This window comes from Pseudomonas sp. P1.31 (assembly GCF_001269815.1).
Taxonomy (GTDB): Bacteria; Pseudomonadota; Gammaproteobacteria; order Pseudomonadales; family Pseudomonadaceae; genus Aquipseudomonas; species Aquipseudomonas rustica.
Window position 1 is genome coordinate 1 of sequence record NZ_LHVN01000010.1, and the last position, 14,925, is coordinate 14,925.

A 14,925-nucleotide genomic window follows, 5' to 3' on the forward strand; every position below is an offset into this window, starting at 1 on the left:
ATCTTTTAAAAACCACATCAAAAGATCGCAGCCTTCGGCAGCTCCTACAGGGGACAGGGGCCCATCGCAGATTGTATCGACGGGTGTCGCCCTGTGCAGGGAAGGCCTCGGGTATACTGCCGCGTTTTGCGATCCCTGCCCGCATTGCGGCCGTCATGCAATGCGTTCTTACGATTCTGCGGTGCAGCTTTGCCCGTCATGAACCAGCCTTGCAGGGATGTTTTTGTGATTTTTGGAGTTTCTATGCTCGAACAGGCTCAACGCGTCCTCAAAGACATCTTCGGTTACGACAGTTTTCGTGGCCGTCAGGGTGCAATCATTGAGCGCGTGGCCAGCGGCGGTGACGCACTGGTTCTGATGCCTACCGGTGGCGGCAAATCCCTGTGCTTCCAGGTGCCGGCGCTGTTGCGCGAAGGCCTGGCAGTGGTGGTCTCGCCGCTGATCGCGTTGATGGACGACCAGGTCGCCACTCTTGAAGAGCTGGGCGTCGCGGCGGCAGCGTTGAACTCGACACTGAGCGCCGAGCAACAACGCGATCTCGCCGCGCGGATCAAACGCGGTGAAGTGAAAATGTTGTATCTGGCGCCCGAGCGTCTGGTGCAGCCGCGCATGCTGTCGTTCCTGCAGAGCCTGGACATCGCCCTGTTCGCCATCGACGAAGCGCACTGCGTGTCGCAATGGGGCCACGACTTCCGTCCGGAATACCTGCAACTCGGTCAACTGGCGGAACTGTTTCCCGATGTGCCGCGCATCGCCCTGACCGCCACCGCCGACAAACGTACCCGCGAAGAAATCGTCACGCGTCTGCACCTGCAGAACGCCGAGCGTTTCCTGTCGAGCTTCGACCGTCCGAACATTTTTTACCGCATCGTGCCGAAAGAGCAGCCGCGCAAGCAGTTGCTGGCGTTTCTGGCCGAGCGGCGCAGCGACGCCGGCATCGTCTATTGCCTGTCGCGCAAGAAAGTTGAAGAGGTCGCGACGTTCTTGAGCGAGCAGGGTTTCCCGGCGCTGCCGTATCACGCCGGTCTGCCCAACGATCTGCGTGCCTTCAACCAGAAGCGCTTCCTTAATGAGGAAGGCCTGATCATGGTCGCCACCGTGGCGTTCGGCATGGGCATCGACAAGCCCAACGTGCGCTTTGTCGCGCACCTCGATTTGCCGAAATCCCTTGAGGCGTATTACCAGGAAACCGGTCGCGGCGGCCGTGACGGTCTGCCGGCGGACGCGTGGATGGCCTACGGTCTGCAAGACGTGGTGATGCTCAAGCAGATGCTGCAAAACTCCGAAGGCGACGAGCGTCACAAGCGTCTGGAGCAGCACAAACTCGACGCGATGCTCTCGCTGTGTGAAGAAACCCGCTGCCGTCGTCAGACCTTGCTGGCGTATTTCGACGAAGACATGCCCGAGCCGTGCGGCCACTGCGACAACTGCGTCGATGGCGTGCAGACCTGGGACGCCACCGAGCCTGCGCGTCAGGCGTTGTCAGCCATCTTCCGTACTGGCCAGCGTTACGGCGTCGGTCATTTGGTCGATGTGTTGCTGGGCAAGGACAACGAAAAAATCCGCAGCTTCGGTCATCAGCATTTGTCGGTGTGGGGCGTTGGCAAGGCGTTGAGCGAGAGCGAATGGCGCTCGCTGTTCCGCCAGTTAGTGGCGCGGGGCCTGGCGGATGTCGATCACGAAGGTTATGGCGGTCTGCGATTGAACGATAGCTGCCGACCGCTGCTCAAGGGCGAAGTGAGCCTGGAGCTGCGTCGCGACCTCAAGCCGCAAGTCACTGCGAAAAGCGGCAGCAAGAGCCCGGCCAGTCAACTGGTGCGCGGCGAAGAGCGCGAACAGTGGGAAGCGCTGCGTGCGTTGCGGCGCAAACTCGCCGAAGAACATGGTGTGCCGCCGTACGTTATTTTCCCGGATTCGACGTTGCTGGAAATGCTCCGCAGCCAACCGACTTCGTTGGCGGAAATGGCCCGGGTCAGTGGTGTTGGTGCGCGCAAACTTGAGCGTTACGGCGATGCCTTCCTCGAAGTGCTCGGTGGCGAGGTCGAGGCGCCGAAAGTCGTGGCCGATGTGCGCCATGAGCTGATCACATTGGCCCGCGCGGGGATGACGCCGTTGCAGATTGCCGGTCAGTTGCAATGTTCGGAGAAGAACGTTTACACGATGTTGGCTGAGGCGATTGGCAAGCAGCAGTTGTCGCTGGAACAGGCGCTGGATCTGCCTGAAGAGCTGATGGGTGAAGTGCAGGATGCGTTTCTTGATGGCGAAGGTGAGTTGCCGTCGGTCGCTGAGATTGCCGAGTTGTTCGCCGGGCGCGTGCCGGAAGGCGTGCTGTATTGCGTTCGGGCGGCGTTGCAGTCGGAATTTGAGATGTAATTTGGCTGTTGCCCCTCACCCCAGCCCTCTCCCAGAGGGAGAGGGGGCCGACCGAGGTGTCTTGCGTCCTACATCGACCTGAATGACCGAGTCGATTATGGATTCAACGTCGCACTATCACGTCGGCGTAATTTCCCAATATCCCCCATTCAGTCCCCTCTCCCTCCGGGAGAGGGCTAGGGTGAGGGCATTCCAATTTCGAATTCAGCAAAGCCCTCTCAAGTCGCCCAATATTCCGAGCATCCCCCAATCAGTCCCCTCTCCCTCTGGGAGAGGGCTAGGGTGAGGGCATTCCAATTTCGAACTCATCAAAGCACTCCCAAGTCGCCGAAAATCCCGAGCATCCCCCAATCAGTCCCCTCTCCCTCCGGGAGAGGGCTAGGGTGAGGGGCTTCAAGATGTAACGATTCAGTACAGAGCGACTCTTGCCTATAACTGCGGCTCATGCTTAGCTGGCTAATAATTAGAAATTCCTTATTTTTCAGACTAACCGTGAGTGTTTTATGCCGTTAACCGATCAACACCGCTTTGGCATGCAACTGGCCCAGATGTCCCGTGGCTGGCGCGCCGAACTGGATCGTCGTCTCGCCGGGCTGGGCCTTTCCCAGGCGCGCTGGCTGGTGCTGCTGCATCTGGCGCGGTTCGAAGAGGCGCCGACCCAACGTGAGCTGGCGCAGAGCGTCGGCGTTGAAGGGCCGACCCTCGCGCGCTTGCTCGATAGTCTGGAAAGCCAGGGCCTGGTGCAACGCCAGTCCGTGATGGAAGACCGTCGGGCGAAAAAAATCGTCCTTTGCGCGCCCGCGCTGCCCCTTATCGAACAAATTGAAACCATTGCCACGCAGTTGCGCCACGAATTGTTCGAAGGCGTCGACGAGGCGGATTTAAAGGTGTGCATGCGTGTTCATGCGCACATTCTGACCAACCTGGAAAAATCTTGAGGCACAACCCTGTGCCGATTTTTTGAGAGATCGCACTGAGCCGACTATAAGAACTACTGGGCAATATCGTGTTCGTACCGGATGTGCGAACGCATTGAAGTCGGTTTTGCTTATTTAAGGGATGCTCATGCTCGCAAGTTGGCGCGTGGTACGGCGCAGTGGCGGCAAATGGTTGCTGCTGGCTGGGCTATTCAGTTACTCGACGTGGTCGATGGCGTTGGGGCTGGGTGACATTACGATCCATTCAAGCCTCAATCAGCCGCTCAAGGCCGATATCGCGTTGGTGGATGTCGGCGGGCTGACGCAAAACGATCTGTCGGTGCGTCTGGCCACGGCGGATGAGTTCGCTGAGGCTGGGGTCGAGCGGGTGTTTTTCCTCAACGACCTCAAGTTCATCCCGATTCTGCATGGCAATCGCCAGATGATCCGGGTGACGTCCAGCAAACCGGTTAACGAACCCTTCCTGAATTTCCTCGTGCAGCTCAATCAGCCCAATGGCCGTTTGCTGCGCGAATACACGGTGCTGATCGATCCGCCAGGGACGCCGGGAATCGAACCGGCCACTGATGAGCCGGATCCTCGCGCGCAATCTTCTGCGTTTCCGATTGTCGAGCCTGTGACCGCGCCGGTTCAGGCGGCTCAGGGCAAACGTGAGACTGCTCCGCCGCCGCCAGCCCCGGCCGCACCGGCCAACGATGCAGTCGCTGAACAGTTAGCCGCTAGCGTGTTGCTCAATCAACAATTGCAAAAAACCATCGAAGAGCAAAACGCCAAGTTGCAGGAGCAACAGGCGCTGATCACCGACGGCAAAAAACAAATGGGCGAATTGCAGACGCGTCTGGCCGAGCTGCAGAAACCGTCGCCAGCTGTGGTGACGCCAGCACCCGCTCCGGTGGTTGCGCCAGTCGCTACGGAAGATGATTCGCCCAACTGGCTGCTGCTGGGCGGATTAGTGCTGTTGTTGGTCGCGCTGATTGGCGGGTTGATCGTGCGCCGTCGCCAACAAACGCAAACCGTTGCCGCGCCGGCGCTGCCACTTGGCATCGAGCCCGACACCGAGGAAACGCAAAGTCCCGATTCATTCAGACACCACGCTTCAGCCGAACACCGCGAAGAACCCGCAGCAGGCGATGTGCTGGAAGCGGTGGGCATTTACCTCGCTTACGGAAGACTCAGCGAGGCCGTCGGCTTACTGCGCGACGCCTTGGCCAAGGAACCGGAACGCATCGACCTCGGGGTGCAACTGCTCGAAGTTTTAGGGCGTCAAGGCGATAACGCCGCGTACGAGCAACAGGAAAACCACTTGCGACAGCTTGGAGTGGATGAACACGAGTTACAGGCAGTTCGCGATCGGTATCCGAAGCTGACGAGTGTTGCGCCGGTTCTGGTGGCCGCACCGATCGCTGCCGCTCAGCCCGAACCTGCAGCGCCGGTGGATGATTTCGAATTGAATCTGGGCGAGCTGTCGATGGATTCCAGTTGGGATCTGCAGGACAACCCTCCAGCGCCGGTTCAGCCATTGTCGGAGGAGTCGGAGCTGGAATGGATTCCCGAGCCGGATGCGCAGCCGCTGGATGATGACTTCCTCAATGAGTTTGGTGATTCGCAGGCGTTGACGCTGGAGCCGCTGGATTTGCAGCTGTCAGAGCCTGAAATGGAGGAGGGCGCCGGCAAGCTTGAGCAGGCGCAGAACTGCATTGATGACGGCGATATCGACAGTGCGATTGCGTTGCTTAATGAATTGCTCAAAGAGGGCGATGAACCGCTAAAGCAGACGGCGCGGACGTTGTTGGCGGGGATTCGCTGATCTGATTGATGGGGTGAATGTGCCGACGCCTTCGCGAGCAGGCTCGCTCCCACAGGGGAACGCATTCCAAACTGTGGGAGCGAGCCTGCTCGCGAAGGGGCCAGACCAAACAATATCAATCAAAAAGTCTGCCCAAGGTTCAGATAAACCGCCTGCTCATCCGCATCATTCAACCCATACGTGAAATTCAACGGCCCCAGCGGCGTGTCAAACCCGATAAACACACTCGCCGCATTGATGTAACCACTGTCGAACTCATTGTCATTGTTCCACGCCCGCCCACGCTCCAGTGAAGCACCGGCGTACAGCGGGAAGTCCAGCGGCAGGTATGAACGCGGTGTCAGGCGGCGGAAATACACGGCACGCATCAGGCTGACGTTCTGCCCGGAAATCGCGTCTTCCCGGAACCCCGACAACTGCCGCGCGCCGCCGAGCAGGAAGCTTGATGTCACCACATTGGCGTCGTCCAGCGTGCGCCCATAACGACCGCCAAGAATCAACGTGTCAGGGCCATGACTCATGGCTTTGTCGATCTTGAAATCCCACTGCCGGTAACGTGTATCCGAGCCCAGACTCGGTTCGAATTGCGTCAGCGTCAGGCTGATGTCCTTGCCTTCGTGAGGGTAGTAAACATTGTCCAGCGAGTCGTACGAGTACTTCAGCGAGTAGAAGCCTTCGTTAAAGCTTTCGCTCGGCAGATCCTGATCACCAATGCGCACATCGGCCTTGCCCCACGCCTCGCCAACACCGAAACGCACTTCGCCGTTGTTGCCGATCTGCCGGCCGAGATTGAGGCCGAAACCGTAGCGCTCGACGCGGTATTGCGCGATCGGATCATTATCGAGAATCGACTCGACGTTCTGCGCTTCGAACGATGCATACGGCGCGACGAAGTAGCGCGAACCGACGTCCAGCGGCTGATAGAACTCGGTGTAAAGCTCTTGTTTGTCGCCGATCTGCGCACGCGTCAGCCATTCCGCGCCGAGGCGGTTGATGCCGTTGACGCGGTAGCTGGCGCCGAGGTTGAAGGCGCTGTCGCCGCGCATGTCGTCCGACAGATTGAGGCCGACGCGCAGGTAATCGGTGCCGCTGCGTTTGCCGCGCGCGCTGATCACCAGGGTGTGATCCGGGCCTTTGTGCACCACGCGGTATTGCACCTGCTCGAAGTAATCGAGGCCGTACAAGGTGCCCATGTCCGAATGCAGTCGGCCCAGATCCAGCGGTTCGCCGATGGGTTGACGGATGTAGTAGCGGATCACGTCATCATCGACTTTCGAATCGTTCTCCACGCGAATGGCGGTGATGACCGGCGTGCGCTGGCCCGGCGAACGGGCGGCGTTGAGTTCGGCGTCCTGGGATTCACTCGGCTTGAGCTGGGCGAGGCGGGCGTCGAGGGCTTTGGTCGCGCGGTAACCGGCGTCGATCATTTCCTGCGCCTTGCCGAAATCGGTGACGCCGAAGGCGGCCAGTGCCGGTTGAATCAAAACGTCATCGGCGTGCAGCGCGGCGAGTTGTTCTTCCGAGTTGCGCCGGGTCATCAGGGTGATCGACTGGTTGAGCACGTCGACCACGGTGGTCAGTTGTTTGCGGTTGCGCAGCGGCGTACCGATGTCGACCACGATGGCGATGTCGACGCCCATTTCCCGCGCCACATCCAGCGGAATGTTGTCGGTCATGCCGCCGTCCACCAGCAACCGGCCATCGAGTTCGACCGGCGCGAACACCGCCGGGATCGACATGCTCGCGCGAATCACCTGCGGCAGATGGCCTTTGCGGAATACCACTTTCTCACCGTTGGCGATGTCGGTGGCCACGGCGCGGAAGGGGATCGGCAGTTTGTCGAAATCGCGGGTATCACTGGTGTGGGCCAACAGGCTTTCCAGCAGCAACGAGAGGTTTTGCCCTTGAATTACACCCAGCGGCAGGCCGAGGCTGCCGTCGTCGCGAAAGCTGAGTTTCTGTTTCACCAGAAAATCGCGGTCATCCTGCTTACGTCGAAACGGCACGTCTTCACGCGGTGGCGCGTCGGACAGCGCGGCTTGCCAGTCGATGTTCAGCGCGAGTTTTTCCAGCTCGTCGATCTTGTAACCCGAGGCGTACAAGCCGCCGACCACCGCACCCATGCTGGTGCCAGCGATCGCATCGATTTTGATGCCTTGCTCTTCCAAAGCCTTGAGCACGCCGATGTGCGCCAGCCCGCGCGCGGCGCCGCCGGACAGCACCAGGCCGATTTTCGGGCGCGGCGCTTCAGTGGCATGGACGAAGAGGGGCAGAAAACCAAGCAGCAGGCAGAACAGCAGACGGCGCATTGTGAGTCTCGGGGCAAGCGGTAAAGCCGGCTATTATAGCGGCGCCCTCTGTCTCAGGAGTTGTCGCGAACATGACTGTCGCAAAAGCAGAAGTTGTCATCACTTATTGCACGCAATGCCAATGGCTGTTGCGCGCCGCGTGGCTGGCGCAGGAGTTGCTCAGCACCTTCGGCGACGACCTCGGCAAAGTCTCGTTGGTGCCGGGCACCGGCGGGGTGTTTCAGATCACCTGCGCTGACGTGCAGATCTGGGAACGCAAGGCCGACGGCGGTTTTCCGGAAGCCAAGGTGCTGAAACAGCGGGTGCGCGATCAGATCGATCCTGACCGCGACCTCGGTCACAACGACCGCACTCAGTGAGACGCGGCCTCGGCGGCGACGGTTTTCTTGTCGGCATTGCCTGACATCCGCGCCGAGACGACGATGGCGACAATGATCAACGCGCCGCCGATCAACATCTTCGGCGTCGGGTTTTCATTGAACAGCAGCCAGGCGACCGTGATGCCGTAGACCGGCTCCATCGCGAACACCACCGCGGCGGTACGCGCCTTGATCACCGCCAGGCTGGCCACGAACAGACTGTGAGCGACGCCGGTGCAGAACACGCCGAGCAGGGCGATCCACAGCCAGTCCAGCGCGCGCACTTCGCTCAGTTGTGGCGCCGCAACCGGCAGCAGACACAGCGCCACCACCACGTTTTGACACAGCGCCGCCTGTACCGCCGGAATGCGTCCGGAGCTGGCGCGGTTGGTCAGCGACAGCAATGAGAACAGCAGCCCCGACAGCACCGACCAGAGCAAGCCAACGGTGGCGCCGCTGCCCAGATCGAAGGCCGGGGTCACCAGAATCAGGCCGACGCTGACCAGCACCACCAGCACAATTTCGTTGGCGCGGATGCGTTCGCGGAAGATCAGCCCTTCAAGAATCACCGTGAATGCCGGGAAACTGGCGAAGCCCAACGTGGCGATGGCCACGCCGGCGACTTTCACCGAAATGAAGAAACTCACCCAATGCCCGGCCAGCAACACGCCGCTGAGGATCAGTCGACGCCAGTCCACGGCCTCGAGTTTTTGCCAGCCCTGCGCACTGGCGAAACGGGCGAAAAACGCCAGAGCGAGCACGGCAAAAGCGGCGCGGCCGAAAACGATCACGGCGGGGGAGGCGGCAGCGAGTTTGCCGAACACACCGGTCAGGCCAAACATCAAAGCACCAATGTGCAGAGCGCCGAGGGCGGTACGCGGGGTCATTGCAATCCTTCTATCTCAAACAAAATCACTGACACAATCTCACTGTAGGAGCTGCCGAAGGCTGCGATCTTTTGATCTTGCTTTTAAAAAACAACATCAAAAGATCGCAGCCTTCGGCAGCTCCTACATTTAAGCGTGTGGAGATCAGTAAGTCTGTCGGCGGACTATCGTCTTTTGTCGCCGGAATCGCGGCGAAGCTGGCCGGGTGATGAGCCGAACTCGCGCAGGACGGCGGCCGAGAAGGCGCTTTGCGAGCTGTAACCGACGCGGCTGGCAATCTCGCCCATCGGCAAAAGCGTGTCGCGCAACATTTGCACCGCCAGATGCAGGCGTCGACTGCGCATGTAATCCATTGGTGTCTGCCCGCATTCCGCCATAAACCGCGCATGCAGCCGCGCACTCGACAGCCCGGCAACCCGCGCCAGATCGGCAACTTGCAGCGGATAAGCCGCGTTCTGCTCGATGTGCGCATCCAGCGCCGCATAAGGCAAACGGCGGGCAGTCAGTTCAGCTGGTTTCGCATGATTGAGGCTGGCCAGCAGCAACACCGAGCCTTGCTGCGCGATCAACGGATCGCTGACCGGGCTGTTCGCCAGCCAACTGACCAACTGGCTCTGCCCGGAATCCAGCGACAGGCGCGCAGGCTGATCGAGCAAGCGGCGGCTGGCCTCGGCATGTTCACCCAACGAATCCACCAGCCATTGCCCGTCAGGAATGTCCATCACCAGGCAACGACTGCCATCGGGACTGCCGCAAGCGTGGTGCGCGCCCGAAGGGATCACCACAAAACTCTGCTGACGCACCTGACTGCCACGGCCCTCGACCTCGAAATCCAGCGCGCCGGACAGCCCGAACACCAGTTGGGCGTGCTCGTGGCTGTGGACGATCAGATCGCGGGTGTACTGACGCAGGGTGAGAATCGGGCGCATAAACAAGTCTCCGGGCAGGTCTGCAGTCTACACCGGCGGGCGCTGTGTGCGCTGTCACACGACTGACTCGCGCCTGTCATGGTCGATTAACCGGATGCGCGCAGAGTGGCGAAAACATCGCAGAGGGTTGCCCATGACCAGCGCCGAGCTCGCCAGACCCAGCCGCAAACAACGGGTGCGAACCCTGTGGATCTCCGACGTGCACTTGGGCACGCGCGATTGCCAGGCCGAGCACTTGTCGACGTTCCTCAAGGGCTATCACGCCGACAAGGTGTATCTGGTTGGCGACATCATCGACGGCTGGAAACTGCGCGGCGGCATGTACTGGCCGCAAGCGCACACCAACGTGATCCGGCGCTTGCTGACCATGAGCAAGCGCGGCACCGAGGTGATCTATGTCACCGGCAATCACGATGAGTTCTTGCGCCGTTACTCGAAGCTGATTCTCGGCAATATTCAGTTGGTCGACGAAGCGGTGCATGTCACGGCTGACGGTCGGCATCTGTTGGTGATTCACGGCGATCAGTTTGATGTGATCACCCGATATCACCGCTGGCTGGCCTTCCTCGGCGATTCGGCCTACGAATTTACCCTGACCCTGAATCGCTGGCTCAACCATTGGCGTGCGCGTTATGGCTACGGTTACTGGTCGCTGTCGGCGTACCTCAAGCACAAGGTGAAGACGGCGGTGAGTTTTATCAGCGACTTCGAAGAAGCCATCGCCCATGAGTGCGTGAAGCGCGGGTTGCACGGGGTGGTCTGCGGGCACATTCACCATGCCGAAATTCGTAAGGTCGGTGAGGTGGATTACCTCAACTGCGGCGATTGGGTGGAGTCGTGTACGGCGCTGATCGAGCATTGGGATGGCACGATCGAGTTGTATCGGCTGGCGGATGCGCAGGCGCGAGAAGCGGAGCTAAAAGCGGCCAAAGTCGCCGAACTCGCTTAAATGCAAAAGATCGCAGCCTTCGGCAGCTCCTACATGAGACCTGTGTAGGAGCTGCCGAAGGCTGCGATCTTTTGATCTTAGGCTGGGCAATGTTCTTCCATCGCCGCCTTGTAAATCGAGTTCTTCGGCTGCGCAAACAAGCGTTCCATCATCGGTTCAAAGAAGCTCAACGGCAGCGTGTCATACGCCGGATCAAACGCCGCCGCATCGTACTTGGCGCAAAACTCGGCCGTCGCCTGATACTGCGGATGCCCGGCGAACTGCTCGCGCAAATGCCGATCCATGCCCAAGTGATGAAAGAAGTAATAACCCTGAAACACCCCATGCTTCTCGACCATCCACAAATTATCGGCACTGACAAACGGCTTGAGAATCGCCGCCGCAATGTCCGGATGGTTGTAAGAACCCAGAGTGTCACCAATGTCATGCAGCAACGCGCAGACCACGTATTCCTCGTCGCGACCATCACGAAAGGCGCGGGTTGCGGTTTGCAGCGAGTGGGTCAGGCGATCCACCGGGAAGCCGCCGAAGTCGCCTTCAAGCAATTTCAGGTGCGCCATGATCCGCGAGGGCAATTGTTTGGCGTAGGCACTGAAGTCCGAGGCGATGATCGCCCAGTCTTCCTGCGTACCGTCCTTCATATGGGTGAAACGGGCATTGGCATTCATCGGCAAACCTCGTGTTTCTTATGGTTTAGAACGCCACGCGACCCAGGATCATGTCGCGGTACATGACGAAATCGCCGAGCAGGCTGTACAGCGGATGCTGGAAAGTCGCTGGCCGGTTCTTCTCGAAAAAGAAATGCCCGATCCAGGCAAAGCTGTACCCCGCCAATGGCACGGCCAATAACAGCAGCCAGGCGCCTTTGGCGATGGTCATCGCCAGAATGAAAATAACCAGCGTCGTGCCGATGAAATGCAGACGCCGGCAGGTGCTGTTGTTGTGCTCACTGAGGTAATACGGATAGAACTCAGCGAAGCTGTTGAATTGCTTGATGTTTTCCACGACCGCGTTCTCTGTGGTTATTGTTCTGGCAACGAGTTGTTCTGCGGGTAGCTTATTTGAGTCTAGAGTGATCATTGGCGTGGGCCAGTGACAATCGGCGCCACTTTAGTATCCTTCGCAAATCAGGCCGTAACATGCGGCCCATCATGTAAAAGAAAAACGCCATGAGCGAACGAACGACTTCTGCAAGCTGGGCGATGGGGATTGTCAAAGCATTGGAGATGGACGGCCTGGATTGCCGGGTTCTGTTCAAGCAACTGGGGCTCGATTACACGGCTCTGGATGATCCGGATGCGCGCTTTCCGCAAGATTCCATGACCCGGTTGTGGCAACGGGCGGTCGAGCTGTCCGGTAATCCGGCGATCGGCCTGAACATGGGCAAAGTGGTGCGACCGGCCTCGTTTCATGTCGCCGGCTATGCGCTGATGTCGAGCAATACCCTCGCCGAAGGCTTTCAGCGGCTGGTGCGTTATCAGCGGATCATCGCCGAAAGTGCCGACCTGAGTTTTCGTCTGCTCGAAGAAGGCTACGCGCTGATTCTGACCGTGCACGGCGATCATCTGCCGCCAACCCGACAGAGCGCCGAAGCCTCTCTGGCCTGCGCGTTGGGCCTGTGCGGCTGGTTGAGCGGGCGTACGCTGCACCCGGTCAAGGTGCTGGTGCAGGGCGCTCAACCCGCCGATCTCGAACCGTATAAACAAGCTTTCCATGCGCCGTTGGTGTTCAACGCGCCATACGATGCGCTGATCTTCGAACGCGCCGACATGGAAGCGCCGCTGCCCACCGCCAACGAGGCGATGGCGCTGCTGCACGATCGTTTTGCCGGGGAATATCTGGCGCGGTTTTCCGAGAGCCGGGTCACGCACAAGGCACGGCAGGTGCTGTGCCGTTTACTCCCGCAAGGCGAGCCGAAGCGCGACACCGTGGCGCAAACTCTGCATTTATCTCAGCGCACGTTGCAGCGGCGCTTGCAGGAGGAGGGCACGAGTTTTCAGCAGTTGCTCGATGACACCCGCCGCGAACTGGCCGAGCAGTATCTGGCGCAACCGAGCATGACCTTGCTGGAAATCGCTTATCTGTTGGGCTTCGCCGACCCGAGCAACTTCTTCCGCGCCTTCCGCCGCTGGTTCGACACCACGCCCGGCGATTACCGGGCGCGGCTGTTGCAGGCGCCGAACGCGGTCAATGACGCCAAAATGCCGGAATACACAGCACAAACACAGTAATGATCTCGAGTCGGCCGAGCAGCATGCCGAACGACAGAATCCACTTCGCCGCATCCGGCAGGGTGGCGAAGTTGCCCGCCGGGCCAATGGTTTCGCCCAGGCCCGGGCCAACGCCGGACACGGTGCTGGCAGCGCCGGTCAGCGCGGTCATCCAGTCGACGCCAAGCAGCGACAGCAGCAGGGCGATCACGCAGATGGTGATGGCGAAAAAGAACGAAAAGGTCAGAATCGAACGCACGATCTCTTCGTCGAGACGGTGACCGTTGTACTTCTGCTTGATCACCGCGCGTGGATGAATCAACTGATTAAGGTTGGCCTTGAGCAGGATGTAGGCGACCTGGAAACGGAAAATCTTGATCCCGCCCGCGGTCGAGCCGGAGCAGCCGCCGACAAAGCCCAGATAGAAAAACAGCATCAGCGAGAAGTTGCCCCACAGGCTGTAATCGCCGAGGGCGAAACCGGTGGTGGTGACCACCGAGGTCACGTTCAACGCCACGTGTCGCAGCGCATCCAGCCAATGCAGGTTGGTCGTCCACCAATACCAGGTGCCGAGCACCAGCCAGGTCACCAGCAACATCCCCAGCAAACCCTGTACCTGCTGATCGCGGATCAACGCCTTGCGGTTGCCGCGCATGGTCGCCACGTACAGGGTGAACGGCAGGCTGCCGAGAATCATGATCACCACCGCAACCCAGTGCACCGCCGGTTGCGTCCACTTGGCCAGCGACTGGTCGGAGGTCGAGAAACCGCCGGTGGAAATCGCCGACATCGCGTGATTGATCGCATCGAACGGGCTCATCCCGGCCCACCAGAACGCGAGGCTGCCGACAATGGTGATGCCGACGTACGCCGCCACGATCAGGCGCGCCACCATGTGCGAGCGCGGCATGACCTTTTCCGAACGGTCGGACGATTCGGTCTGGAACAGGCGCATGCCACCGATGCGCAACAGCGGCAGAATTGCCACCGCCATACCGATAAAGCCGATGCCGCCGATCCAGTGCAGCAACGAGCGCCACATCAGGATGCCGGGGGACATGTCGTCGAGATGATTGAGCACGGTCGAACCGGTGGCGGTGATCCCGGACATGCTCTCGAAGAACGAGTCGGTGTAACTGATGTGCTGGGTCAGCAGAAACGGCAGCGCGGCGAAAATGCACACCACCAGCCAGCTGCTGACGGTGAGCAAATACATGTCACGCGGGCGCAAGTGAATGTGTTCGGGCCGGCCCGGAATCACCAGCGCGAGGCCGGCGACGAAGGTGATCATGCTCGCCCAGAGGAACGACGGCAGATCGCTGGTGCGCTCGAAAATCACCAGGGTGGCCATGGGCACGACCATGGCGACAGCCAGCGTGATCAGGAAGATGCCGATGATGAAACCAATGATCCGTAAGGTCGGCAACGCCATGAAGTCCGCTCGGGCTGTGGTGGGGAGGGCGCCATTCTACCTGCGGGGCAGGGCATGTAAACCGGCATCCTGTTGGCAGTTACAGCTAGAATAGCCGCACATATTTTTCAGGAGGTGGCCGATGCAGGCTCTCGACGCGTTGCTCAACCGTGTTTCCGTTCCACGACTGGTCGAACCGGCCCCTACTGCCGAACAGCGCGAAGCCTTGTTTGGCGCAGCCTTGCGTGCGCCGGATCACGGGCATTTGCAGCCGTATCGCTTCCTGACCGTCGAAGGCGCGGCGCGCGAGCAAATGGGCGAGTTATTGGCCGAAGCGGCGCAGCAGCAGGCAGGCGAAGTCACTGAAGCGATGATCGACAAGGCCCGCAACGGCCCGCTGCGAGCGCCGTTGGTGGTTGTGGTCATCGCTAAATTGCAGGAACACGTGAAGTATCCGAAAGCTGAGCAATTGCTCGCAGCCGGGTGTGCGGCGCACGGGATTTTGCTGGCGGCGTATGCGCAGGGGATTGGCGCGGTTTGGCGTACCGGGGATTTGGCGTATTCCCGGCACGTGGCGCAGGGTTTGGGCTTGGCGGAAGGTGAAGAAGTGATCGCATTCCTTTACCTCGGCACGCCGCAGAAAGAACCGCGTGTGGCGGAGAAGGTTGACCTGGCCGAGTTCGTCAGCGCCTGGCCCGGACAGGCGTAAAGCGAAGAGCCCCTCACCCTAGCCCTCTCCCGGAGGGAGAGGGG

General features: G+C 60.0%; 13 protein-coding genes. 7 read left to right on the top strand and 6 right to left on the bottom strand.

Going from position 1 to position 14,925, the window contains the following annotated elements; translation table 11 throughout:
- Positions 1-243 precede the first annotated feature (243 nt).
- The 3 genes from recQ (at position 244) to AD669_RS07200 (ending at position 5,118) form a co-directional block, all read left to right on the top strand.
- Positions 244-2,373, top strand: a complete 2,130-nt coding sequence (gene recQ, locus AD669_RS07190; RefSeq protein WP_053118234.1) for a DNA helicase RecQ — start codon at positions 244-246, stop codon at positions 2,371-2,373.
- Positions 2,374-2,876: 503 nt separating this feature from the next.
- The gene (locus AD669_RS07195) at positions 2,877-3,311 is read left to right on the top strand and encodes a MarR family transcriptional regulator (RefSeq protein ID WP_053118236.1); all 435 of its coding nucleotides are present in this window, start codon (positions 2,877-2,879) and stop codon (positions 3,309-3,311) included.
- Between the two features lie 127 nt (positions 3,312-3,438).
- Positions 3,439-5,118, top strand: a complete 1,680-nt coding sequence (locus AD669_RS07200) for a FimV/HubP family polar landmark protein (protein WP_053118238.1) — start codon at positions 3,439-3,441, stop codon at positions 5,116-5,118.
- A gap of 119 nt (positions 5,119-5,237) precedes the next feature.
- Here the strand turns inward: AD669_RS07200 and AD669_RS07205 are convergent, their stop codons facing one another.
- Positions 5,238-7,427 (bottom strand): patatin-like phospholipase family protein, encoded by a 2,190-nt coding sequence (locus AD669_RS07205; protein ID WP_053118240.1) that lies wholly within the window; start codon positions 7,425-7,427, stop codon positions 5,238-5,240.
- Between the two features lie 71 nt (positions 7,428-7,498).
- Between AD669_RS07205 and AD669_RS07210 the strand changes: the two genes are divergently transcribed.
- A complete protein-coding gene (locus AD669_RS07210; RefSeq protein WP_053118242.1) occupies positions 7,499-7,786 on the top strand; it encodes a SelT/SelW/SelH family protein in 288 nt (95 codons plus the stop codon).
- Here the strand turns inward: AD669_RS07210 and AD669_RS07215 are convergent.
- Both AD669_RS07215 and AD669_RS07220 read right to left on the bottom strand, forming a co-directional pair.
- Entirely contained in the window at positions 7,780-8,673 is an 894-nt protein-coding gene (locus tag AD669_RS07215; protein WP_053118246.1) for a DMT family transporter, read from the bottom strand. The genes AD669_RS07210 and AD669_RS07215 overlap by 7 nt on opposite strands.
- 164 nt (positions 8,674-8,837) lie before the next feature.
- Complete coding sequence (locus AD669_RS07220) at positions 8,838-9,602, bottom strand: AraC family transcriptional regulator (RefSeq protein ID WP_053118248.1); 765 nt, start codon at positions 9,600-9,602, stop codon at positions 8,838-8,840.
- Between the two features lie 133 nt (positions 9,603-9,735).
- Between AD669_RS07220 and AD669_RS07225 the strand changes: the two genes are divergently transcribed.
- On the top strand, positions 9,736-10,551 hold the full coding sequence (locus AD669_RS07225) for a UDP-2,3-diacylglucosamine diphosphatase (protein ID WP_053118250.1): 816 nt from the start codon (positions 9,736-9,738) through the stop codon (positions 10,549-10,551).
- A 77-nt stretch (positions 10,552-10,628) separates the two neighbouring features.
- Here AD669_RS07225 and AD669_RS07230 read toward each other — a convergent pair whose 3' ends face one another.
- Positions 10,629-11,219, bottom strand: coding sequence for an HD domain-containing protein (locus AD669_RS07230; RefSeq protein ID WP_053118252.1), 591 nt, complete (start codon positions 11,217-11,219; stop codon positions 10,629-10,631).
- Between the two features lie 25 nt (positions 11,220-11,244).
- On the bottom strand, positions 11,245-11,556 hold the full coding sequence (locus tag AD669_RS07235) for a DUF962 domain-containing protein (protein ID WP_053118254.1): 312 nt from the start codon (positions 11,554-11,556) through the stop codon (positions 11,245-11,247).
- A gap of 164 nt (positions 11,557-11,720) precedes the next feature.
- On the opposite strand from AD669_RS07235, the gene AD669_RS07240 reads away from it, so the two are divergent.
- Entirely contained in the window at positions 11,721-12,782 is a 1,062-nt protein-coding gene (locus AD669_RS07240) for an AraC family transcriptional regulator (protein ID WP_218187425.1), read from the top strand.
- Here AD669_RS07240 and AD669_RS07245 read toward each other — a convergent pair.
- Positions 12,739-14,193: a TrkH family potassium uptake protein gene (locus AD669_RS07245; protein WP_053118256.1), complete on the bottom strand. Its 1,455-nt coding sequence runs from the start codon at positions 14,191-14,193 to the stop codon at positions 12,739-12,741. The two genes, AD669_RS07240 and AD669_RS07245, sit on opposite strands and share 44 nt — an antisense overlap.
- Before the next feature lie 121 nt (positions 14,194-14,314).
- On the opposite strand from AD669_RS07245, the gene AD669_RS07250 reads away from it, so the two are divergent.
- Positions 14,315-14,881, top strand: a complete 567-nt coding sequence (locus AD669_RS07250) for a nitroreductase family protein (RefSeq protein ID WP_053118257.1) — start codon at positions 14,315-14,317, stop codon at positions 14,879-14,881.
- Positions 14,882-14,925: the final 44 nt, after the last annotated feature.